The sequence below is a fragment of the Pseudomonas sp. ME-P-057 genome (genome assembly GCF_030208975.1).
In the GTDB taxonomy this organism is placed as follows: Bacteria; Pseudomonadota; Gammaproteobacteria; order Pseudomonadales; family Pseudomonadaceae; genus Aquipseudomonas; species Aquipseudomonas lutea.
In genome coordinates this window covers 239468-260816 of record NZ_JARVSX010000018.1, presented here as the reverse complement: position 1 = coordinate 260816, position 21349 = coordinate 239468, and the positions used below count along the sequence as shown (strand labels likewise).

General features: G+C 59.0%; 21 protein-coding genes. 10 read left to right on the top strand and 11 right to left on the bottom strand.

All coding sequences use genetic code 11. From position 1 onward, the window contains the following. Positions 1-62 precede the first annotated feature (62 nt). Both ompR and QRN48_RS10245 read left to right on the top strand, forming a co-directional pair. Complete coding sequence (gene ompR, locus QRN48_RS10250; protein ID WP_037016444.1) at positions 63-803, top strand: osmolarity response regulator transcription factor OmpR; 741 nt, start codon at positions 63-65, stop codon at positions 801-803. A gap of 167 nt (positions 804-970) precedes the next feature. After that, the gene (locus QRN48_RS10245) at positions 971-2284 is read left to right on the top strand and encodes an ATP-binding protein (protein ID WP_037016441.1); all 1314 of its coding nucleotides are present in this window, start codon (positions 971-973) and stop codon (positions 2282-2284) included. A gap of 66 nt (positions 2285-2350) precedes the next feature. Here QRN48_RS10245 and rimK read toward each other — a convergent pair whose 3' ends face one another. From rimK to rimA, 3 genes are read right to left on the bottom strand one after another with little or no spacing between them, the layout of a single operon-like run. Beyond that, positions 2351-3256, bottom strand: coding sequence for a 30S ribosomal protein S6--L-glutamate ligase (gene rimK / locus QRN48_RS10240; protein ID WP_037016438.1), 906 nt, complete (start codon positions 3254-3256; stop codon positions 2351-2353). Beyond that, positions 3253-3735 (bottom strand): retropepsin-like aspartic endopeptidase RimB, encoded by a 483-nt coding sequence (gene rimB / locus QRN48_RS10235; protein ID WP_037016436.1) that lies wholly within the window; start codon positions 3733-3735, stop codon positions 3253-3255. The genes rimK and rimB overlap by 4 nt, the downstream gene beginning before the upstream one ends. A gap of 15 nt (positions 3736-3750) precedes the next feature. Continuing rightward, positions 3751-4524: a S6 modification regulatory phosphodiesterase RimA gene (gene rimA / locus QRN48_RS10230; RefSeq protein WP_191944097.1), complete on the bottom strand. Its 774-nt coding sequence runs from the start codon at positions 4522-4524 to the stop codon at positions 3751-3753. Positions 4525-4642: 118 nt separating this feature from the next. On the opposite strand from rimA, the gene QRN48_RS10225 reads away from it, so the two are divergent. After that, a complete protein-coding gene (locus QRN48_RS10225; protein WP_037016432.1) occupies positions 4643-5044 on the top strand; it encodes an RNA-binding S4 domain-containing protein in 402 nt (133 codons plus the stop codon). Between the two features lie 67 nt (positions 5045-5111). Here the strand turns inward: QRN48_RS10225 and QRN48_RS10220 are convergent, their stop codons facing one another. Continuing rightward, entirely contained in the window at positions 5112-5921 is an 810-nt protein-coding gene (locus QRN48_RS10220; protein ID WP_191944096.1) for a phosphatase PAP2 family protein, read from the bottom strand. A 98-nt stretch (positions 5922-6019) separates the two neighbouring features. Between QRN48_RS10220 and hslO the strand changes: the two genes are divergently transcribed. Further along, positions 6020-6922, top strand: coding sequence for an Hsp33 family molecular chaperone HslO (gene hslO, locus QRN48_RS10215; protein WP_191944095.1), 903 nt, complete (start codon positions 6020-6022; stop codon positions 6920-6922). 191 nt (positions 6923-7113) lie between these two features. Further along, on the top strand, positions 7114-8655 hold the full coding sequence (locus QRN48_RS10210; RefSeq protein ID WP_037016423.1) for a phosphoenolpyruvate carboxykinase: 1542 nt from the start codon (positions 7114-7116) through the stop codon (positions 8653-8655). A 142-nt stretch (positions 8656-8797) separates the two neighbouring features. Here the strand turns inward: QRN48_RS10210 and QRN48_RS10205 are convergent, their stop codons facing one another. Continuing rightward, complete coding sequence (locus QRN48_RS10205; protein ID WP_285350381.1) at positions 8798-9337, bottom strand: hypothetical protein; 540 nt, start codon at positions 9335-9337, stop codon at positions 8798-8800. Positions 9338-9866: 529 nt separating this feature from the next. Next, a complete protein-coding gene (locus QRN48_RS10200) occupies positions 9867-10679 on the bottom strand; it encodes a hypothetical protein (RefSeq protein ID WP_285350379.1) in 813 nt (270 codons plus the stop codon). Positions 10680-10915: 236 nt separating this feature from the next. Between QRN48_RS10200 and QRN48_RS10195 the strand changes: the two genes are divergently transcribed. After that, complete coding sequence (locus tag QRN48_RS10195) at positions 10916-12847, top strand: RecQ family ATP-dependent DNA helicase (RefSeq protein WP_285350377.1); 1932 nt, start codon at positions 10916-10918, stop codon at positions 12845-12847. Between the two features lie 53 nt (positions 12848-12900). Beyond that, positions 12901-13329 (top strand): acyl-CoA thioesterase, encoded by a 429-nt coding sequence (locus tag QRN48_RS10190; protein WP_191944091.1) that lies wholly within the window; start codon positions 12901-12903, stop codon positions 13327-13329. 69 nt (positions 13330-13398) lie between these two features. Here the strand turns inward: QRN48_RS10190 and QRN48_RS10185 are convergent, their stop codons facing one another. The 4 genes from QRN48_RS10185 to QRN48_RS10170 form a co-directional block, all read right to left on the bottom strand. Then, positions 13399-13860, bottom strand: coding sequence for a YMGG-like glycine zipper-containing protein (locus QRN48_RS10185; protein WP_037016408.1), 462 nt, complete (start codon positions 13858-13860; stop codon positions 13399-13401). A 215-nt stretch (positions 13861-14075) separates the two neighbouring features. Next, on the bottom strand, positions 14076-16406 hold the full coding sequence (locus QRN48_RS10180; protein WP_285350411.1) for an FdhF/YdeP family oxidoreductase: 2331 nt from the start codon (positions 16404-16406) through the stop codon (positions 14076-14078). A gap of 2 nt (positions 16407-16408) precedes the next feature. Continuing rightward, entirely contained in the window at positions 16409-17248 is an 840-nt protein-coding gene (gene fdhD, locus QRN48_RS10175) for a formate dehydrogenase accessory sulfurtransferase FdhD (protein WP_037016404.1), read from the bottom strand. Positions 17249-17342: 94 nt separating this feature from the next. Then, entirely contained in the window at positions 17343-18230 is an 888-nt protein-coding gene (locus QRN48_RS10170) for a LysR family transcriptional regulator (RefSeq protein WP_037016401.1), read from the bottom strand. A 159-nt stretch (positions 18231-18389) separates the two neighbouring features. Between QRN48_RS10170 and lysM the strand changes: the two genes are divergently transcribed. Continuing rightward, entirely contained in the window at positions 18390-18836 is a 447-nt protein-coding gene (lysM, locus tag QRN48_RS10165) for a peptidoglycan-binding protein LysM (protein ID WP_037016399.1), read from the top strand. Positions 18837-18995: 159 nt separating this feature from the next. Here lysM and yrfG read toward each other — a convergent pair whose 3' ends face one another. Further along, positions 18996-19658: a GMP/IMP nucleotidase gene (yrfG, locus tag QRN48_RS10160; protein WP_285350373.1), complete on the bottom strand. Its 663-nt coding sequence runs from the start codon at positions 19656-19658 to the stop codon at positions 18996-18998. Positions 19659-19753: 95 nt separating this feature from the next. Between yrfG and nudE the strand changes: the two genes are divergently transcribed. After that, positions 19754-20320 carry an ADP compounds hydrolase NudE gene (nudE, locus tag QRN48_RS10155; protein WP_037016393.1) on the top strand — a complete coding sequence of 189 codons (567 nt, stop codon included), beginning with the start codon at positions 19754-19756 and terminating at the stop codon, positions 20318-20320. Next, complete coding sequence (gene cysQ / locus QRN48_RS10150; RefSeq protein ID WP_285350370.1) at positions 20317-21165, top strand: 3'(2'),5'-bisphosphate nucleotidase CysQ; 849 nt, start codon at positions 20317-20319, stop codon at positions 21163-21165. Before nudE ends, cysQ begins: the two co-directional genes overlap by 4 nt. The last annotated feature ends 184 nt before the right edge of the window (positions 21166-21349 follow it).

Below are 21349 nucleotides of genomic sequence, written 5' to 3'. Positions count from 1 at the left end.
GCACACGGTGCGCATAACTGCAGCTACGCCATAATGCGCGCCGAGATCAAAGGAGCTTCCCAATGAGCAGCACTGCACAAACGGCTGAAGGCGAGAAAATCCTCATCGTTGACGATGACCCGGGCTTGAGCAGCCTGCTAGAACGCTTTTTCAACAGCAAGGGCTACCGTGCCCGGGCTGTGCCCAACGTGGAGCAAATGGACCGGCTGCTGGCACGCGAAGTGTTCCACCTCGTGGTACTGGACTTGATGCTGCCGGGCGAAGACGGCCTGTCCGCCTGCCGCCGCTTGCGCGCCGCGAACAATCAAGTGCCCATCATCATGCTGACTGCCAAGGGCGACGAGCTGAGCCGCATCAAGGGACTTGAGCTCGGCGCCGATGACTATCTGGCCAAACCCTTCAACCCCGACGAGCTGATGGCCCGCGTTCGCGCAGTGCTTCGCCGTCAGTCCGCACCGGTACCTGGCGCACCCGCCAGCGAAGACGAAACCGTCACCTTTGGCGACTACGCACTGTCCCTCGCGACTCGCGAGCTCAAGCGCGGCGATGAAGTGCACATGCTGACCACCGGTGAATTCGCCGTGCTGAAGGCATTGGTCATGCACGCCCGGGAGCCGTTGACTCGCGACAAACTCATGAACCTCGCCCGTGGGCGTGAGTGGGACGCTCTGGAACGTTCAATCGACGTCCAGATTTCGCGTCTGCGCCGTCTGATTGAAGTGGACGCTGCCAAGCCGCGTTACATCCAGACCGTCTGGGGAGTGGGTTATGTGTTCGTACCAGACGGCGCCAACAAGCAGTAACAGCAAATTCGACGGTAATCTGCCGGGCTTGCCTCACGCCCGCCTACGTTAGCCAGTCACCTCGGTGTTCGCCAAAGCGATCACCGACGTGACTGGTTTTTGCTGTGCCATGTGTTCCGCAAATTCGCGAGCCCGGCTCGCTTCTCGCAAAGTGTGTAGCAGCTGTTATGAAGACACCGGTCTGGTTCCCGCAAAGCTTTTTCTCTCGCACCCTGTGGCTGGTGCTCATCGTCGTGCTGTTTTCAAAGGCGCTGACGCTCGTTTATCTGTTGATGAATGAAGACGTTCTGGTCGATCGTCAATACAGCCACGGCGTTGCACTCACTTTGCGGGCTTACTGGGCAGCCGATGAGAGTGACCGGCAGACCATCGCCGACGCTGCCGGGCTGATCCGTGTCGTAGGCGGCGGCGTGCCAGAGGGCGAGCAGCATTGGCCTTACTCCGAAATCTATCAGCGACAGATGCAGGATGAGCTGGGTGCCGACACCGAAGTGCGTCTGCGTGTCCATGCGCCTCCCGCGTTGTGGGTGCGCGCGCCCAGCCTTGGCGATGGCTGGCTGAAGGTGCCGCTTTATCCGCATCCGTTGCGAGGACAGAAAATCTGGAGCGTGCTGGGTTGGTTCCTGGCGATTGGCTTGCTCTCTACCGCTTCGGCATGGATCTTCGTCAGCCAGCTCAATCAACCTCTCAAACGGCTGGTTTTCGCGGCGCGGCAGTTGGGGCAGGGGCGCAGCGTGCGTTTGCCGGTCGGAGACACGCCGAGTGAAATGACCGAGGTCTATCGCGCTTTTAACCAGATGGCTGAGGATGTCGAACAGGCCGGGCAGGAGCGTGAGTTGATGCTGGCCGGGGTTTCCCATGACTTGCGCACGCCGCTGACCCGCTTGCGTCTGTCGCTGGAGTTGATGCCCGCCAACAACGAGTTCATGGATGGCATGGTCCGTGACATTGAAGACATGGACGCGATCCTCGACCAATTCCTGGCATTCATCCGGGACGGACGGGACGAAGAGGTGGAGGAAGTGGATCTGGTCGAGTTGGTCCACGAAGTCGTCGCGCCGTACAACAGTCCGGTGGAGCAGGTTCGCCTCTGCCTGGAGTCCATTCCGCCATTTCCCTTGCGGCGGGTATCCATGAAGCGGTTGCTCAATAATCTGATAGGCAACGCGATGCACCATGCGGGTGACGGGGTTGAAGTGGCGGCCTATGTCTCCGGCGACAGCGGGGCGCCTTACGTGGTGCTGAGCGTGCTGGATCGCGGCGCGGGAATTGATCCATCGGAACTGGAGGGGATTTTCAACCCGTTCATCCGTGGCGACCGCGCCAGAAGCGGCAAGGGGACGGGGCTGGGTCTGGCAATCGTCAAGCGCATCGCGGCGATGCACGGCGGCAATGTCGAACTGCGTAACCGTTCGGGAGGCGGGCTGGAGGCGCGGGTTCGGCTGCCGCTGGGGCTATTGCTACCCAGAGATGCCGATTGACCATCCTGGCGCCGTGATCGCGGGCACCTTGCTCGCGATTACGGCGCTTGGGCATGTACAGGCGCGCTAGCCTTTGCCCTTGGTGCGGGTCATGTGCGGCGCGCCGTTTTTCTCGATGTACTCGATGATCATGCCAGCGACATCCTTGCCGGTGGTTGTCTCGATCCCTTCAAGGCCTGGAGACGAGTTGACCTCCATCACCAGCGGTCCGTGGTTGGAGCGCAGAATGTCTACACCCGCGACACTCAACCCCATGACCTTGGCCGCGCGAATGGCTGTCATGCGCTCTTCGGGGGTGATTTTGATCAGGCTGGCGGTGCCGCCACGGTGCAGGTTCGAGCGAAACTCTCCAGGCTTGGCCTGACGCATCATCGAGGCGATGACCTTGTCGCCCACCACGAAGCAACGGATGTCTGCACCACCGGCCTCCTTGATGTACTCCTGCACCATGATGTCCTGCTTGAGCCCCATGAACGCCTCGATCACCGATTCGGCGGCCGTTGCGGTTTCGCACAGCACAACGCCGATGCCTTGGGTGCCCTCCAGCACCTTGATCACCAAAGGCGCGCCATTGACCATTTGGATCAGGTCGGGGATGTCATCCGGCGAGTGGGCAAAGCCGGTGACGGGCAGGCCGATTCCACGCCGTGACAGCAGCTGCAGCGAGCGCAGCTTGTCGCGCGAGCGCGCAATCGCAACCGATTCGTTGAGTGGGAACACCCCCATCATTTCAAACTGACGCAACACGGCGCAGCCGTAGAAGGTCACGGACGCACCGATGCGGGGTATGACTGCATCGAAGCCTTCCAGGGGTTTCCCCCGGTAATGGATCTGCGGCTTATGACTGGCAATGTTCATATAGGCGCGCAGAGTGTCGATCACCACGACCTCATGGCCGCGCTGAATACCCGCTTCGACCAGGCGACGAGTTGAATACAGACGCGGGTTTCGCGAAAGCACAGCGATCTTCATGCAGCACCTGTGGCAGAGAGATTTGAAGCCGGAGAAACCGGCTTGTCCTGAACGTAAGTAACACCCGGATTGACGACCAGCTGGCCATCAATCAAAGCCTTGGAACCCAGCAACAACCGATACCGCATCGCCTTGCGGCAGGCCAGCGTGAACTCCACCGGCCAGACCCGATCCCCCAGCGCCAACGTTGTACGTATGACGTACCGGACCTGAGCGTGGCCATTGGAGCTTTTGATGGTTTTCATCGCAACGAGTTGAGCCTCGCAGCGGCGGTGGCGCAGCTGGACCACCGTCCCCAGGTGCGCGTTGAAGCGCACCCATTTTTCTCCGTCTCGCTCAAACGGTTCGATTTCAGTTGCATGCAAGCTGGAAGTACTTGCGCCGGTGTCGATTTTTGCACGCAAACCGGCGACGCCCAGATGGGGCAACGCCACCCATTCGCGCAGGCCAACGACTGTCAGATGATCAAATGTTTTCAAAGCGTTTCCGTTGGTTTACGCGTTTTGCCAAACGCTGGCATCTATGGGCGGCAGTGCCTGGAATGCAGGCTTGGCGAACCAGTAGCCTTGCATCAGATAAATGCCGCAATTGGCGAGGAAGTCCCGCTCGCCTGTGTGTTCGATGCCCTCGGCAATCACTGTAACGTTGAGGTCCTTACACATTGTGACAACGCCGCGAACGATTGCCTGCCTCGCCCGGTCCAGATGAACATTGCGCACCAGTGCCATGTCGAGCTTGATCAGGTCGGGCTGGAAGTCGGCAAGCAGCGTCAGGCCCGAGTGACCGGCGCCGAAATCATCAATCGCTGTTTTGAAGCCAAACTCCCGGTATTCGCGAAGGATATTGGTCAGGTGTTTGTTGTTGCCCAGCTGTTCACTCTCGACGGTTTCAAAGATCAGCCGGTCAAGCGGAAAGTTATTCGCCTTTGCCGCTTCCAGCGTGCTGCGAATGCACATCTCCGGCCGATACACCGCATTGGGCAGAAAATTGATCGAGAGATAGCTGGCCATTCCCAGCCGGGCGGCAGTTGAAATTGCACGGGTTCGGCACAATTGATCGAAACGGTAACGGTTGGTGTCGTCAACGCGGCTGAGCACGGTTAGTGCTCCTTCACCATTGACGCCACGTACCAAAGCCTCATGGGCAAATACCGAGCGGTCTCGGACATCCACAATAGGTTGATAGGCGAATTCGAATTCGAAATCCAGTGCCGGGCTTTCTTTGCAGCCCTTGCACCCACCCGTCAATGCCGTTGGAAAGTCTGTCACGTCGTACTCCAGAAGCAGGTACTTGAATCCTGGTGGGCAGTGTAAACGAGGGTGGGCGTAACTGCGCCCCCGACGTGACGTAGTACTGTTCTGACATTTACACGATCGAGGAATTCAGATGACACAGAAGTCAGATGAGGACGACAAAGTCCGTCTGGACAAGTGGCTATGGGCAGCGCGCTTTTTCAAGACCCGTGCATTGGCCAAGGCCGCTATCGAAAGCGGCAAGGTTCATTGTCGAGGGGAGCGTTGCAAACCGGGTAAAGAACCGCGCGTAGGCGATGAGTTGCAAATCCGAATGGGCTTTGATGAGCGCACGGTAGTGGTTCAAGCGCTGTCCATCGTTCGACGTGGAGCCCCTGAAGCCCAATTGCTGTACAGCGAGACCCCGGACAGCATCGCCAAGCGTGAGCAAGCGGCCGAGATGCGCAAAGCAGGCAATCTGGGGATTACCACCGATGGCAAGCCGAGCAAAAAGCAGCGCCGGCAGCTGTTCCAGTTCCGCTCTGGCGATGATTAAGTACACCGCCGCGGCAATGACCGCGGAGCGAACACACGGTCAAGGCGGGGAGCAACGCGGGTAGTGGTTACAGATGAGCGCCCGGCTTCATGATGCTCAGGCAGCGGAGCAGTGGCAGGCGGCCAAAGATGTTGAACAGCGGTGCGGTCAGGCGCAGGAAGAACCCGGTGGCCTTCGCCACGAACGGGGTGTAGCAGCTCCAGCCCAGCGCCAGGAGTGCGATCATCACCCCGCCGATGTAATCGTCCTGACCCCAATGCGCGCCAGCCACCAGACGCGGCATCATGAACAGCAACGCCAGCGCCCAGATGACCACACGCTGGCCTAAGGTGCGGCTATAGACGCTCATGAACATCGCCCAGATCAGCAGCACGGAAGCATGGTCGCCCGGAAAGCTCTGGCTCGAGCGGTCCTTGAGCTGCCATTTGTCTTCCAGCGTCGGGAATATATCGCTGAGCTTGATAGCGTCGGGGATCACCATGGACGCGCTGTCATGTTGCAGCGAGCTGTGATCGATGATTTTGGAAAAAACCGTGCGGATGATCAGCAGCAAGATCAGCGTCAACACGAAGCCGATCAGTGCGGCACGCGTTTGCAGGGTTTTGAATACCCACTCGCCTTTTATAAGCAGCGTGAGGAGAATCAGCCCGACCACGACATCGAAGGGCCGCATGCTGGCGATTGTCCAGATCCACAGCCACACTTTGTTCTGCTCCAGCGGGCGATTGAGGACATGAAACAGACCTTCGTCGAACTGGGTAAAAGCTGCGTGCCCTGTTGGCCAGATCCACAGCAGCAGCAGGGCCAGTGCGACGAGATTGCACAGCAGGAATTTTTTGCCGTTCCACTTGGGTTGGAACAACGCGGGATAGTCCATAAAATGCCCCCATCGGCATGACAGTGCACCCGTCGGTGCTAAACCGCGCTTTATAAGCGCTTGTCATCACTTTGTCATCCATTCAGATACCTTCTCCTATGCACGATTTTGCGGACACCGATTACACCCAGCGTTTCATCTTTGACGAAAGCGACGTTCGCGGTGAGCTCGTCGCCCTCGAGCGCAGCTACGCCGAGGTGCTTGCCAAGCACCCGTATCCCGAACCGGTCGCCCAGTTGCTCGGCGAAATGCTCGCCGCTGCCGCACTGCTGGTGGGCACGTTGAAGTTCGACGGGCTTCTGGTCTTGCAGGCCCGGTCCCTCGGCCCTGTGTCGCTGCTGATGGTCGAATGCTCCAGCGAGCGCGAGTTGCGCGGCATTGCCCGTTACGATGAGGCCCTGGTCAAGCCGGACGCGACGCTTCTTGATCTGATGCCTGATGGCGACCTCACCATGACCATTGATCCGCGCCAGGGCAAACGCTATCAGGGCATTGTCGGACTGGATGGCGTTGACCTGTCTGCCTGTCTGTCCAGTTACTTCGTGATGTCGGAGCAGCTGCCGACTCGCTTCTGGATCAAGGCCGATGGCAAGCGTGCCCGGGGCCTGCTGCTGCAGCAGTTGCCAGCTGAAAAGCTCAAAGAGCCCGAGGAGCGTGAAGCCAGTTGGCAGCACGTCAACACGCTGGTCGATACCCTGACCGCTGAGGAATTGCTCGGTCTGACCAACGAAACCGTGCTGCACAGGTTGTTCCACGAGGACGCGGTGCGCATGTTCGACGTGCAGCCTCTGGTGTTTCGTTGCAGCTGCTCGCGCGAACGTTCTGGCAACGCGCTGGTCAGTCTTGGTCTGGAAGATGCACAGCAATTAGTGATCGAGCATCATGGCGCAGTCGAGATCGACTGCCAGTTCTGCAATCAGCGCTATTTCTTCGACGCAACCGATGTAGCGCAGCTGTTTGCAGGGGGTGGGGTAGATACTCCGTCCGATACCCGCCATTGATGTAGTGCGGGTTCTGGGCTGAATGCTTTCCGCCCGGCCCGCTTGACTCTTCTTCATGTAGTTCTGACAAGAGGGCCCTACCTTTTTTGGGCTTTTCTGGCATAATCCGGCCACTTTTTAGCTGTAGTAGTGTCGGTTTTTCTACTACAAAACGTTTGGAGCACTCGGCCATCGAGCCGACGGGGAATCTCATGACGCAAGCCAATAACGCCGTTCATACCGATCTCAGTGTCGACGATCTGGTGAAAGAAGCCCTCAAACGCGAAGAAGGCGTGCTGTCCGATACTGGCGCACTTGTCGTCGAAACCGGCCACCGTACAGGCCGTTCGCCAGCCGACCGCTTCATCGTAGACGAACCATCCACTCAGGCTGCGATTGCATGGGGTGCGATCAACCGGAAATTCCCGGCGGACAAGTTCGACGCCCTCTGGGCGCGTGTCGAGGCGTTTAACAATGCCCAGGAACACTTCGTTTCCCACGTCCACGTAGGCGCGGCCGAAGACCACTACCTTGCAGTCAAGATGACCACACAGACTGCCTGGCAGAACCTGTTTGGTCGCTGCCTGTTCATCAATCCGGCTCAATACAACCCGGCCGGTCGTGAAGAGTGGCAAGTGCTCAACGTTGCCAACTTCGAGTGCGTGCCTGAGCGTGACGGCACCAACTCCGATGGCTGCGTCATCATCAACTTTGCCCAGAAGAAGGTACTCATTGCCGGCATGCGTTACGCCGGTGAAATGAAGAAAGCCATGTTCTCGGTGCAGAACTTCCTGTTGCCAGCGTCCGACGTTCTGCCTATGCATTGCGCCGCCAACATTGGTGAAGAAGGCGACGTAACGTTGTTCTTCGGCCTGTCCGGCACCGGCAAAACCACCCTGTCGGCTGACGAAACCCGCTACCTCATCGGTGACGATGAACACGGCTGGGGCGAAGGCGTGGTCTTCAACATCGAAGGTGGTTGCTACGCCAAGTGCATCGACCTCTCCGAGAAGAACGAGCCGGTTATCTGGAAAGCCATCAAGCATGGCGCGGTTCTGGAAAACGTAGTGCTGGACGCCGCCGGCCACGCCGACTACGCCGACAGCAGCCTGACTCAGAACAGCCGCGCGGCCTACCCGCTCGAGCACGTCGAGAAACGCTCCGAGAAAAACCTGGGTGGCGAACCCAATGCTGTGATCTTCCTGACGTGCGACCTGACCGGCGTATTGCCGCCAGTGTCGATTCTCAGCGAAGAACAGGCGGCCTATCACTTCCTGTCGGGCTACACCGCACTGGTGGGCTCCACTGAAATGGGTTCGGGCGCGGGCATCAAGTCGACATTCTCCACCTGCTTCGGCGCGCCGTTCTTCCCGCGCCCGGCTGGCGAATACGCAGAGCTGCTGATCAAGCGTATCCGTGGCTTCGGCTCCAAGGTCTACCTGGTCAACACTGGCTGGACCGGCGGCGGCTATGGTGTTGGTAAACGCTTCAACATCCCGACCACCCGTGGCGTCATCGCGGCCATTCAAAGCGGTGCGTTGATCGGTGCGGCAACTGAGCATCTGGACACCATTAACCTGGACGTCCCGACCTCCGTACCGGGCGTAGAGACCGGTCTGCTCAACCCGCGCAACACTTGGGCTGACAAAGCGGCCTACGACGAGGCTGCCAAAGCGCTGGCTGGCCTGTTCATCGAAAACTTCAAGAAGTTTGAAGTGAGCGACGCGATCAAGGCAGCGGGTCCGAAGTTGTAAGATCGGCTCCCGCAACAAGAAACCGCCCCTCGGGGCGGTTTTTTTATGCACGGCGTTTATACATGCAGTTGTGTTTGAACGGCTTCAGCGGAGAGGGGCGGTGTCAGCGCTTCGGGCGCGCCGCCGCCCAGACAGTCGGCGGTCACTGCCCGTCCGTCTTGGCCGTGACAGGAAAGTCCTGGGTAATGTCGAAACTTCCCTTTGCCACAACGCTTTTGGCGCTGCATAGCTTCGCGTCGAACCCTGGATGGCGTTCGCCGTGCTCGGCCGCATACGCAGCCGCTTCGCGGGTGCATTCGTCGCTGGGTTGCTCCGGGGAAAGCGCGGCATTGAACTGGAAAGTCCCGATCAGCCGGTAGCGGTCGAGCAGCTTGTTGGCGGAGCTGAGTTTTTCGATTTTTGTGAAGCTGAGTTTGACGTTGCTGTTGCCGCCGGCTTTGTCGGTATCAAAGTACTGATAGTACGAACCGGTATCGTAGGACGCGCTGTTTTCATCGTGCGCGACTTCGACCCGACCGCCCTGAAACATGATGGCCTGCTTTTCCTGATCGGGATTGTCGAAGGAGAAACCAAGAATAGGCCCGATACTCACTTCGTTGCGGTCGCCTTCGGCCTCTTGATCGGCGCTCAGTGTCAGCCAGTTGGAACCCGGCAGTTTCCCAGGTAAAAAGCCGACCGCCACCTGATCGCCTCTGGCTTCGTAATGCAGGTTCAAAGCGCCACTGACATCGACAGTCATCACTTTTTGCGGAGTCGCGGCGGCGGTAGTTGCAGTGTCGGGAGACTTGGCATCATCGCCGCAGCCTAAAAGGGTAGCGGTTGTGGCAGCCAGTAGCAGCTGGAGCAGGCGGGAAGGGGTTCGCGAGGCTGCTTGTGGCATAGGTTCTGTCCATGTGGCTGCGGTTGTTTCTGACTGTAGCTTCCTATGACCGCAGAAACCTGAGACGGATCAATGCAGCAGAGACAAAAAGCGGAATGAGAAACCGCCCCTATAGGGCGGTCTCTGCAGGAATTCGATGTTTTCGTCTGCGTGGCACTCGGCGTGGAGGCCATGGACGATGGACTGGACAGCACTTGGCCTGTCTGGCTCCAAATAAAAGGGGTGAGCGTAAAACGTCAGAGAATATCTTTATAAGCTTCGTTCCCTTTCGCGAGGCTCTGCGCTCGATACATCAGCAGACGGATTTACCGCAGGACTGCTTGGCCATCCGTCAGGCTGAATAGTCCCTGGCCGCGGTGCAGTACTGCTCTTGTGCAAGTTTGTTCTTGTCGCTTTTGTCTTTGGCGACGCGCTTGCTCCAGTCACTGCACATGTCTTTGAAATAGGGAACGGCAGCGCGCCGGCATTCGCGGTGCTCGACGCTGTCACTCAGGAAGTTCATGCAGACACTCTCTGTTTCAATGTGATTGTTATAAATACGATAACGAGCTTCATAGCGGTTGCGTCCGTCAATTTCACGGATGAATACCCCTGCCACTTCGTAGCGACGTGCGGCTTCGGTTTTAGGCTTGGCGGCAACCGCCTTGTAGTTGGCCATGTAGCGATCTGAAACCATGCCCTGTGGACGCGATGCCTGGGCGTCACCGGGTTGAGCATTGCCGAAGCGGCAGTTGATGACATCCCTATCAATAACGTTGCCGTCTTTGAGGCAGGTGTCGAGTGATCGTGCAGTGGCAGGCGGTGCCAGATCCTGTTTCGGGGCGACGTATATGACTTGTTCGACAGCACGTACTTTGGCTGCCGGCTCCACGGGTTCCGGTTCGCTGACAAGGTCTGCAACCGGTGGCGCAGGTATGGCTGCGGCGGCAGGCTTGGGCGTATGAAACATCTGCACGATGAAAAAGATAATTGCGATCAACAGCGCAAGGCAGATCATCAGGCTACCAAATGGCCAGTGCCCGTTGCTCTTCCCGGTTGGGGCATTGCGTCGAACGGGATGAGCGCCGAGCACAACGTCGAACTGCCCTGGCGCCAGGCGTTTCATGGTGAGCCCGTCATCCTCGGGCTGGGGTGTGGATTGCATGGCCTCTCCTTGGCAAGTATTCAGATTTCCAATAGCCGCGGTCGACCGGGCTTGACCGGCGCCACGTAACATTTCGCGCGAGATTAAACTGAGGCATGCCGTTTTGCCAGCATTTGCACGCGTTGGTCCGCCCGGATGTATCCTGCGCGATATTTCTGTAACGGTTTAGGTGTATTGCGCCCAGACCCACCGCGCTATGGTTCACGCCCTCGCGACGGTCAAAGGAGTGACAGCATATGCATCAAACCCTCGAGCAGGTTTTCGGTTATCGGCAGTTTCGCGCCGGACAAGAGGTCGCCATCAGCGCGGTGCTGGCGGGACGCTCCGCCGCGGCAATCTTCCCCACAGGTTCCGGGAAATCCCTCTGCTACCAACTGCCGGCATTGCTTTTGCCGCACCTGACGCTGGTCGTGTCACCTTTGTTGGCGCTGATTCAGGACCAACTGGCGTTTCTTCAGCGACATGGCATCGCTGCCGCGAGCATAGACTCGGCGCAAAGCCGAGACGAGGTGGCCGACGTCATGGCCCGCGCGCGCTCCGGTGAGTTGAAGATTCTGATGATCTCCGTCGAGCGCTTAAAAAATGAGCGCTTCAGGCATTTCATCACGCAGGTGCCGATTTCCTTGCTGGTGGTGGACGAGGCACATTGCATATCCGAATGGGGCCACAACTTCCGACCCGATTACCTCAAACTTCCCGACTACCAGCGGGAATTCAATATTCCCCAGGCGTTGCTTCTAACGGCAACTGCGACGCCCCAGGTTATCGACGACATGCAGCGCAAGTTCGGCATTGCGCTGGACGATGTCGTGACCACCGGTTTCTACCGACCCAACTTGACCCTGGCGGTCGAGCCGGTTGCGGGCCGTGACAAGCGGCGGCGGCTGGTGGAGTGGCTTGGCGAGCGGGCCGGGCAGCCGAGCATTGTCTACGTCACGCTGCAGAAGACGGCCGAGTTTGTCGCGGCTCATTTGTCACAGAACGGCATCCCGGCGTATGCCTACCATGCAGGCCTGCCTCACGATAAGCGGGAGTCGATCCAGCGGCAGTTCATGGACGGTCGGCTGAATTGCATCGTCGCCACGATTGCCTTCGGCATGGGTATCGACAAGAGCGACATTCGTAACGTCGTGCACTTCGATTTGCCCAAGTCCATCGAGAATTACAGTCAGGAGATCGGTCGCGCGGGGCGCGACGGCGCGACCTCGGAGTGTCTGGTCCTGGCCAATCGCGACAGCCTGAACGTGTTGGAGAATTTTGTGTACGGCGATACGCCGGAGCTGGAAGGTATCCGGTGCGTGCTGGAGGATCTGCAAGGTGCGCGGCGTGACCCTCAGTGGGAGTTTTTGCTGGGGCCTTTGTCGGACCTCAGTAACATTCGCCAGCTGCCGCTCAAAACGCTGCTGGTGCAGTTGGAGCTGCGCGGGATCATCGCACCGCGCTACTCGTATTTCGCGGAATACCGCTTCAAATACCTGATCGAACCCGAGGTGCTGGTGCAGCGGTTTCAGGGCGAACGCCGCGAATTTGTGCAGGCCCTGACCGAGACGTCCAGTCGGGCACGCACGTGGGCCACGGTCAACTTCGACGCGATGTATCAGCAGTATCAGGCCGAGCGCGGGCGAGTCGTGACGGCGCTGGATTTCTTTCAGGAGAAGGGCTGGATCGAACTCGAAAGCAAGCAAATGACGGAGGTGTACAACCTGATCGCAGCGGACTTCGACGCCCAGTTGCTGAGTGAGGAGTTGCATGCTTACTTCGTCCATCACGAAACGACTGAAGTCGCCCGCATCCACGCGATGCTCGAACTGTTTGCCAGTGAACAGTGCCTTAGTTATCGCCTGGCGCATTATTTCGGCGATGACCGTGCGCCTGAGCACTGCGGGCATTGTTCGGTCTGTGCGGGGCGAATCGCGCGGCTTCCCGAGCCTCCCGCGCTGGCGCCGCTGACCGAGCAGGATTTTGCAAGCGTGTGCGGTGAGTTCGTCGGCAAACATCTTGAGGGCCGAGGGCATGATCCGAGCGTGGAGTGCCTGACGCGGTTTTTATGCGGCATCAGCGTGCCGTTATTCACCCGGCTCAAGGCGCGGAACATCGGTGGGTTCGCGGCCCTGGAGGCGTATCCATATGCGCAGGTGCGCGAGTGGATTCAGCGCCATGTTCAGTAGCGCTCGCGGCTTGCATAACCAGGCAATACGACAGACAAACCGGAGGGAGCCACATGAACGACACACCACAGCGCGCCGACTATCGCCACTTCCAGCCGATCGTGACGCGCTGGCACGACAACGATGTGTATGGCCACATCAACAATGTCACCTACTACAGCTTTTTCGACAGCACCGTGAACACCTACCTCATCGAGCAGGGCGGGCTGGACATTCACGACGGCGCGGTCGTGGGTTTTGTGGTGAGTTCGTCATGCGACTACTTTGCCTCGGTCGCGTATCCAGAGCCCATTGAGGTTGGCCTGCGAGTGGGCAAGCTGGGCAACAGTTCGGTGCAGTATGAGCTGGCAGTGTTCAGAGCGGGGGAGGAGGAGGCGCGCGCGGCAGGGCGCTTCGTGCACGTGTTTGTGGATCGAGCGACGAATCAGCCGGTGCCGATACCTGCCGGGTTGCGGCAGGCGCTTGAGCGTCTAGTGCCCTGAAATGAAACCGGCCGCGTTATCGGCGGCCGGTGTTCAGCGGATCAGACACGAGCGTCCTGCTCGTCAGTCTCAGTCGCGATGGTGCTTGCGATGGCCATATGCGTGGCCACGGCCATGCTTGTAGTCGCGGCGATCGCCACGATAGCCCCGACCACGGTCGTCGTCACGGCGGCTTTCGTCGCCCATGTAGTTACCGAGTGCGCCGCCGGCACCGCCACCCGCGGCCGCGCCGATCAGACTGCCAGTGCTGCCACCAACGCTGCGGCCAATGACGTTGCCGCCTGCAGCGCCCAGGCCGCCGCCGATGGCGGCTTCGGTACGGTTGCGACGGTTGGCGCCCACTGCGCCACCGGCTGCGCCGCCAAGCCCGGCGCCAATGGCCGAACCTGTGCTGCCGCCGACCTGCTGGCCGACGACGGAGCCGAGTACCCCACCCAATGCACCGCCCACGCCGGCCGTCACGTTATCGCCTGCTGAGGCAAAACCGCTGACCAGTGAGAACGACAACAACAGAATCGAGGAATACTTCATGTATGGATGCTCATAGGGATGACGCCGCGATCCTGCAATTATGAAGAAAATGTCACAATCGAATTCCGACGAATAACACGACCTGTATACAAAACGCTAACTTATTGTTTTGACACGGGAACCTAAATCGGGTTGGCGAGTCATACGCTACTTGATAAAGGCCCGAATCTCGCGATTCGGGCCTTTTTTTGTGGCGTTGTTTTTCGCAGCACCGATCAGATGATCCGTGCGGTCTCAACATGCCGCTCCAGCTTGATTGCCACGAACTTCGACGTCGGCGTGCTGCTGCCGTCGCCCACGCTCTCCAGCGGTACCAGCGGGTTTACTTCCGGGTAATAAGCTGCGGCCTGGCCAGCCGGAATGTCGAACGGCAGCAGGGTGAAGCCCCTCACGCGACGCTCGATGTTGTCACCCCAGATCGAGATGATGTCGGCCTTCTGACCTGGCACAAAGCCCAGACGGATAATGTCGGCCTCGTTCACAAACATCACGTCGCGCTGACCTTTCACGCCGCGATAGCGGTCGTCCAAGCCATAAATAGTGGTGTTGTACTGGTCGTGCGAGCGCATCGACTGCATGATCAGGTCCGGCACGATACCGGTGCCGCGCACGCTTTCGTGAACCAGATCGCTCGGCAGCACGTTCGCCTTGAAGTTGGCGCGCGCACTTGGCGTGTTCCAGCGACGGGAGCCTGCAGCGTTGCCCAGGTAGAAACCGCCCGGGTTTTTGATCTTCTCATTAAAGTTCTGGAACGACGGAATGGTGTCGGCGATCAGGTCGCGGATGCGGCTGTAGTCTTCCACCAGCCAGAGCCAGTCCACAGGCTTCTTGCCCAGCGTCGCGTTGGCGATGCCGGCCAGAATTGCAGGCTCCGAACGCATTTGGCGCGAGAGCGGCTTGAGCTGACCGTTGGACGCGTGAACCATGCTGAACGAGTCTTCGACTGTCACGGCTTGCGGCCCTTCGGCCTGGATATCGATATCGGTACGGCCGAAGCACGGCAAAATCAGTGCTTCCTTGCCGTGCGCCAAGTGGCTGCGGTTGAGCTTGGTGCTGATCTGCACCGTCAGGTCGCAGTTGCTCAATGCTTCAAAGGTACGCGGGCTGTCCGGCGTCGCTTGAGCAAAGTTGCCGCCCAGGCCGATGAAGACCTTCGCGCGGCCTTCGAGCATGGCGTGGATGGCTTCAACAACGTTGTGGCCGTTTTCGCGTGGGACTTTGAAGTCGAAGCGCTTTTCCAACGCATCAAGGAAGAACGCCGGCGGACGCTCGTTGATACCCATTGTGCGGTCGCCCTGCACGTTACTGTGACCGCGTACCGGACACAGGCCTGCGCCTGGCTTGCCGATGTTGCCGCGCAGCAACATCAGGTTGGAGACTTCCTGGATGGTGGGCACCGAGTGACGATGCTGGGTGATACCCATCGCCCAGCACATGATCACGTTCTTGCCTTTGGCATACATCCGCGCAGCGCGCTCGATGTCCGTCAGTGGCAGCCCGGATTGCTCGACAATGAATTCCCACGAGGTGTCATCGATAGCGGCCAGGTATTCCAGCACGCCATTGGTGTGTTCGTTGAGGAACGCATGGTCGAACACCGACTCCTCGTTCTTCGCCTGGGCTTCACGCTCCCACTGCAGCAGAAACTTGGCCATGCCGCGCAGCAAGGCCATGTCGCCGCCCAGTGCTGGACGGAAGTATGCGGTATTGGTCGGCTCCGAACCGTTGCTCAACATTTCCAGCGGGTGCTGAGGGTGCTGGAAACGTTCCAGGCCGCGCTCTTTCAGCGGGTTGACGCAGACCACTTGAGCGCCGCGCTTGACCGCTTCACGCAAGGGTTCAAGCATGCGCGGGTGGTTGGTCCCTGGGTTCTGGCCGAGAACAAAAATCGCATCCGCATGTTCGAAGTCGTCGAACGTCACAGTGCCTTTGCCCACGCCAACGCTTTGCGACAACGCAACGCCACTGGCCTCGTGGCACATGTTCGAGCAGTCGGGGAAGTTGTTGGTGCCGTAAGCGCGCACGAACAACTGATACAGATACGCCGCTTCATTACTGGCGCGGCCGGAGGTGTAAAACTCGGCCATATTCGGGCTTGGCAGGTTGTTCAGATGCTTGGCAATCAGCGCGAAAGCATCGTCCCACGCGATAGGCTTGTAGCGATCGGACGGGGCGTCGTACACCATTGGCTCGGTCAGGCGGCCCTGATATTCCAGCCAGTAATCACTTTGCTCAAGCAGCGAACTGACGCTGTAGCGGGCGAAGAAAGACGGGTCGACGCGGCGCTTGGTCGCTTCCCAGTTCACTGCCTTGGCGCCGTTCTCGCAGAACTTGACCATGCCACTTTCCGGCGAATCGCCCCATGCGCAACCAGGGCAGTCAAAACCGCCGTTCTGGTTGGTTTTAAGCATGGTGCGGATGTTTTTCAGGGCGTTGTCACTGGTCAGCCAGAAGTGGGCGACGCTGATCAATGCGCCCCATCCGCCGGCCGGGCCTTTGTAGGGCTTGAAGCGGGGGGTCGATACCTTGTCGGCTTCTTTATGCATGCTCACGCTTGATTCTCCAACGCGGGACTGTAAACCCGCGGCGCACTGTGTTTAGGCAGATGAATGAGGTTGAGGTTGTGGCGGCGAGCCCATTGCAGCGCCAGCCCGGTGGGCGATGACAGGCTGACAAGGGTCTGGATACCGGCACGGAGTACTTTTTGAATCAATTCGAGACTGCAACGGCTAGTGACGATGGCCAGCCCGCCCGTGGTCGGGATGTTCTGGCGAATCAGTGCGCCGATCAGCTTGTCTAGTGCGTTATGTCGGCCGATGTCTTCGCGACCTAAGAGAATTTCACCGCGAGCGTCCATGAACATCGCTGCATGAACGGCGCCGCAGTGTTCACCCAGTGGCTGAAACTCGCCCATGCGCGCGCGCAGGCCCTTGAGCCATTCTGCGGGAGGCAGCGGAGCGCCTGGCAACACGTTGAGTTCAGGCAGCGCCTGTTCGACTGCTTCAACACCGCACAAACCGCAGCCGCTGGTGCCGGCCAGTTGCCGACGTTGAGTCTTCAAATTCCAGAACGCGCGGCTGGCGATTTCGACTTCTGCTGTCTGCGCAGAACCACAACCGCCGAGCTTGACGTCGTAGATTTCATCCGGGGATTCGATGATGCCGCTGCCGATACTGAAGCCGACGATGAAGTCTTCCAGATCGGAGGGGGTGACCAGCATGACCGCCTGGCTGATGCCGTTGTAAGCGATCGCCAACGCCACTTCCTCGGCAAGCACGTTGGGCTCGCTGACGTCATGTTCAAGGTTTGAATAACTGTAAGACTGGCTTGCGGCAGGCGCGGGCAGCTTGGGTGCAGGCGCCGTAGACTCCGTGTACTTGGCGTGCATCGGGAATTACCGGCAGATTGAATAGGCGTAAGCCTAGGCTCCCGGTGGGATAACGTCTAATTGCTAGTACTGATGCCCCGATAGATGACGTCGATCAAGAACCTTCCATCATCGTGTGGTAGAGCGCCAGGCAGGCCTCGGCGAGCGCAGAACGCGGGGCAGAGCGGCGCATGATCAGGCCGAGGCGCGCCAGGGTCTGGGCTTCTTCAATAGGCTGCAGCCGCAAATGCTCGGTGAGCGATTCAAGGCCTCCATCCAGCGGCATGATCGCGCAACAGAATCCGCCATGCACCGCTTGAAGCAATTGATGCACTGCATCGGTTTGGATGATCGGCGTCGGATGCAGGCCGCGGCTGTGGAAGTTGTGATCGATTGATTGTCGAAAATGCATGCCGCTGGTGAGCAGCCCCAAAGGAAGCTCGGTCAGGCTCTCCCAGCTGGAGGTCGGTTGCTCAAAGCTGAAATAACGCTGGTCGTACATCAAACCCATTCGGGTTTCTGCCAGCTGCAGCGAATCGAAGCGGTCGGTGTCGAGGCGGTCCAGATAAGACACCCCGAGGTCCAGCCGATTGCTCGCCAGTTGGTCAAGGATCTGTTCCGAGCTCAGCGACGAAAGCTCGTAGCGCATATTCGGGTGCAACGCGTGCAGGCGCTGCAACAAGGGCAGTGGATCGAAGTTTGAGAGCGGCACCACGCCCAGTCGTAGAGTGCCGACCAGATGCCCGCGGCACGCCGCTGCTTCGGCCTGCAGGCCGTCATACGCCGCCAGGACCGTGCGCGCCCACGCCAGCACCCGTTCGCCCGGCGCCGTGAAGCCTTCAAAACGCTGGCCGCGATTGACCAACGGCAGTTCCAGCTCTTCTTCCAGGCTGCGCAGGCGCATGGACAGCGTTGGCTGGGTGATGTGGCAGCGCGCTGCGGCTTGACCAAAGTGACGGGTCTCGTCGAGGGCAATCAGGAATTTCAGCTGTTTGATGTCCATCGTCACTCCTTGAGACGCAGGCTGGCCGGCGGAGTTTATCGCGACCGAGCGTCGAATGGCTTGAAACCTTGGCGCAGCGAAGCGGGTCGGACCTTTGTCGGGCAATGTCAGCGGATCAGATGTTGCGCGGGAAACCACAACGACCCCAAGGAGAAACCCATGAGTTTGTTCAGTTTTGTGAAAGAAGCCGGCGAGAAGCTTATCGACCTGCTCACTCCCGGGAACGCCAATGCCAGCGATGAGTTGAAAAAGCACATCGAGACAGTCGGTTTGGGCAATCCCAACGTCCATGCAACGGTTGAAGGCGACAAGATCACATTGACTGGCGAAGTCGCCAGTCAGGAAGAAAAAGAGAAGATCGTGCTGGCCGCAGGCAACATCTCCGGTGTTGGCAGCGTCGATGACCAGCTGACCATCGCTGCAGGTGCTCCCGCTGTCACTGCTGCTAAGTTCGTGACTGTTGAGTCGGGCGATACGCTTAGCGCTATTTCGAAGCGCGTGTATGGCGACGCCAACAAGTACCAGAAGATCTTCGACGCCAACAAGCCGATGCTTAAGGACGTGAACAAGATCTACCCGGGTCAGGTTCTGCGTATTCCTGAGTAAGGCGGCGGTCGCATTAACAGTGCAATCGGTATTCGCACTGATCGTATGGCAACCCATTGTAGGAGCGCGCTTGCCCGCGAAAATCGTCCATCCGGTCATTCTTTATCGGGTGTACGATTTTTCGCGGGCAAGCGCGCTCCTACAGTCGTTACGCGCAGTTTATAAGCCTTGGATTAATGTCCGATAGTCTTCAACGGCCTCGAACTCCTCGGTGTCCTTGGGGCCTTTGCGGCTGTCCGGCTCACTGACAGCCAGCAGATAACCGATGCCATAGCGTCCAGCGCTGCGAAGAATGGGCAAGGTGTCGTCGATGAACAGGCTCCGCGCCGGATCGAATTCAATGTCAGCCTGTAAGGCGTCCCAGAACTGTGGGTGTTCTTTGGGATAACCGTAGTCGTGGGAGCTGATCAGGCGCTCGAAGTACGGGGCCAGCTCCAGCCTTTCCATCTTCAGAGACAGTGAGTCGCGGTGGGCGTTGGTGATCATGATCACCCGCTTTCCGGCCTGCTTGATGGCAGCGAGAAAGGTTTCGGCGTCAGGACGCAGGGCAATGAGGTGGGCGATCTCGACTTTGAGGTCCTTCACCGGCAGGTTCAGTTCTGCGCTCCAGAAATCAGTGCAGTACCAGTTGAGCGTGCCGGCGTTTTTCTCGAAAAGCGGCACCAGTTCAAGTTGTGCCATCGCCAAGCTGATCCCGTGCACCTGCGCATAGCGCTTGGGCAAATGCTCCAGCCAGAAATGGTTGTCAAAGTGCAGGTCGAGCAGGGTGCCGTCCATATCCAGCAGGACGGTGTCGATATCGCGCCAGGGCAAAGAAGGCATACAAATCACTCGGCGTTGGAGAGGTGCGTGGGATTGCGGCGAAGACATCCGCAAAAGCCACGGTATAGTAACCCGTCAACGCCAAGGAGCTCGTCATGCAGCAGAAACCTACCGTTCTCTCCCGCGAAATCGTCGCGAGCAGCCGTCTGTTCCGCGTTGAAGAAGTGCAATTGCGCTTTTCCAATGGTGTCGAGCGAACCTACGAGCGACTGGTTGGCAGCGGAAGCGGCTATGGCGCGGTGATGATCGTGGCGATGCTGGATGCCGATCACGCTGTGCTGATCGAGGAATACTGCGGCGGCACCGACCAATACGAACTGTCGCTGCCCAAAGGTCTGATCGAACCGGGCGAGGACGTGCTGGCCGCGGCCAATCGCGAGCTCAAGGAAGAAGCTGGCTACGGCGCCCGGACGCTGGTGCATCTGACCGAGCTGTCGCTGTCGCCGGGTTATATGAGCCAAAAGATTCAGGTGGTTCTGGCGACTGATCTCTACGAAGAAAGCTTGCCCGGAGACGAGCCTGAGCCAATGCGCGTCGACAAGGTCAACCTGCGTGAGCTTTCCAGCCTGGTCCAGAACCCGCAATTTACCGAAGGCCGTGCCCTGGCGGCGCTTTACCTGGCTCGAGACCTTCTGTCTGAGCGCGGGGAGTTTTTGCCATGACGTTGTCTTTTGCCACATTGCCCCATCCGCTGCTTGAACCGGTGATCGAGCTCTGCCGCAAAGCGGGGGACGCTATCCTGCCGTTTTGGCGCGCGGGCGTTGAAGTCAACGTCAAATCGGACGACTCGCCTGTCACGGCCGCCGATCTTGCCGCCCATGAAGTATTGGTGGCAGGCCTCAAGGCGCTGGATCCGAGTATTCACATCTTGTCGGAAGAAGACGCCAATATCCCGTTAAGCGAACGCAGCCAGTGGCAACGCTGGTGGCTGGTTGATCCGCTGGATGGCACCAAGGAATTCATTTCCGGCAGTGAGGAATTCACCGTTAACGTTGCGTTGATCGAGAACGGGCAGGTGGTGTTTGGCGTGGTGTCGATGCCCACCAATAACCGATGCTATTTCGGCGGATCGGGGCTTGGGGCATGGCGAAGTGACGATGCAGAGCATTTGGCGCCGATCAGTGTTCGCGATGAGCCCGCAGCGGGGGAAGCCTTTACGGTGGTTGCCAGCCGCCGTCATTCCAGCCCCGAGCAGGAAAGGCTGCTGACCGGGCTGTCGGCAGTCGTTGGTGAACTGAAACTGACCAATATCGGGAGTTCCCTGAAGTTTTGTCTGCTGGCCGAAGGGGCTGCCGATTGTTATCCGCGGCTGGCGCCAACGTCCCAGTGGGACACCGCCGCTGCCCAAGGCGTGCTGGAGGGCGCGGGAGGCGTGGTGTTGGGGTTGGACGGTGCAACATTCGGCTATCCCGCACGGGAAACGCTGCTGAATTCACATTTCCTGGCCCTGCCAAGTGAAGCCCCGTGGCGCGAAGCACTGCTGAATCTGGCCACGCCACAGAGTTGATCGACGGCTGCTCCAAGTCGCTGACTAAGGACTAAGGACTAAGGACTAAGGACTAAGGACTAAGGACTAAGGACTAGGGACTGCCGATTGCCCATTGCTGACTGCTGACGACTGTGGGTATCGCTCACGTAGGCCCGCCATTGAACCTGTAGGAGCCGGCTTGCTGGCGAACGCGGTGTGTCAG

What these genes read in the sequence shown, in the direction of transcription:
- ompR (WP_037016444.1), top strand. Translation starts at nt 63, where the DNA reads ATGAGCAGCACTGCACAAACGGCTGAAGGCGAGAAAATCCTCATCGTT.
- QRN48_RS10245 (WP_037016441.1), top strand. Translation starts at nt 971, where the DNA reads ATGAAGACACCGGTCTGGTTCCCGCAAAGCTTTTTCTCTCGCACCCTG.
- rimK (WP_037016438.1), bottom strand. Translation starts at nt 3,256, where the DNA reads ATGAAGATCGCTGTGCTTTCGCGAAACCCGCGTCTGTATTCAACTCGT.
- QRN48_RS10225 (WP_037016432.1), top strand. Translation starts at nt 4,643, where the DNA reads ATGACACAGAAGTCAGATGAGGACGACAAAGTCCGTCTGGACAAGTGG.
- QRN48_RS10220 (WP_191944096.1), bottom strand. Translation starts at nt 5,921, where the DNA reads ATGGACTATCCCGCGTTGTTCCAACCCAAGTGGAACGGCAAAAAATTC.
- hslO (WP_191944095.1), top strand. Translation starts at nt 6,020, where the DNA reads ATGCACGATTTTGCGGACACCGATTACACCCAGCGTTTCATCTTTGAC.
- QRN48_RS10210 (WP_037016423.1), top strand. Translation starts at nt 7,114, where the DNA reads ATGACGCAAGCCAATAACGCCGTTCATACCGATCTCAGTGTCGACGAT.
- QRN48_RS10200 (WP_285350379.1), bottom strand. Translation starts at nt 10,679, where the DNA reads ATGCAATCCACACCCCAGCCCGAGGATGACGGGCTCACCATGAAACGC.
- QRN48_RS10195 (WP_285350377.1), top strand. Translation starts at nt 10,916, where the DNA reads ATGCATCAAACCCTCGAGCAGGTTTTCGGTTATCGGCAGTTTCGCGCC.
- QRN48_RS10190 (WP_191944091.1), top strand. Translation starts at nt 12,901, where the DNA reads ATGAACGACACACCACAGCGCGCCGACTATCGCCACTTCCAGCCGATC.
- QRN48_RS10185 (WP_037016408.1), bottom strand. Translation starts at nt 13,860, where the DNA reads ATGAAGTATTCCTCGATTCTGTTGTTGTCGTTCTCACTGGTCAGCGGT.
- QRN48_RS10180 (WP_285350411.1), bottom strand. Translation starts at nt 16,406, where the DNA reads ATGCATAAAGAAGCCGACAAGGTATCGACCCCCCGCTTCAAGCCCTAC.
- fdhD (WP_037016404.1), bottom strand. Translation starts at nt 17,248, where the DNA reads ATGCACGCCAAGTACACGGAGTCTACGGCGCCTGCACCCAAGCTGCCC.
- QRN48_RS10170 (WP_037016401.1), bottom strand. Translation starts at nt 18,230, where the DNA reads ATGGACATCAAACAGCTGAAATTCCTGATTGCCCTCGACGAGACCCGT.
- lysM (WP_037016399.1), top strand. Translation starts at nt 18,390, where the DNA reads ATGAGTTTGTTCAGTTTTGTGAAAGAAGCCGGCGAGAAGCTTATCGAC.
- yrfG (WP_285350373.1), bottom strand. Translation starts at nt 19,658, where the DNA reads ATGCCTTCTTTGCCCTGGCGCGATATCGACACCGTCCTGCTGGATATG.
- nudE (WP_037016393.1), top strand. Translation starts at nt 19,754, where the DNA reads ATGCAGCAGAAACCTACCGTTCTCTCCCGCGAAATCGTCGCGAGCAGC.
- cysQ (WP_285350370.1), top strand. Translation starts at nt 20,317, where the DNA reads ATGACGTTGTCTTTTGCCACATTGCCCCATCCGCTGCTTGAACCGGTG.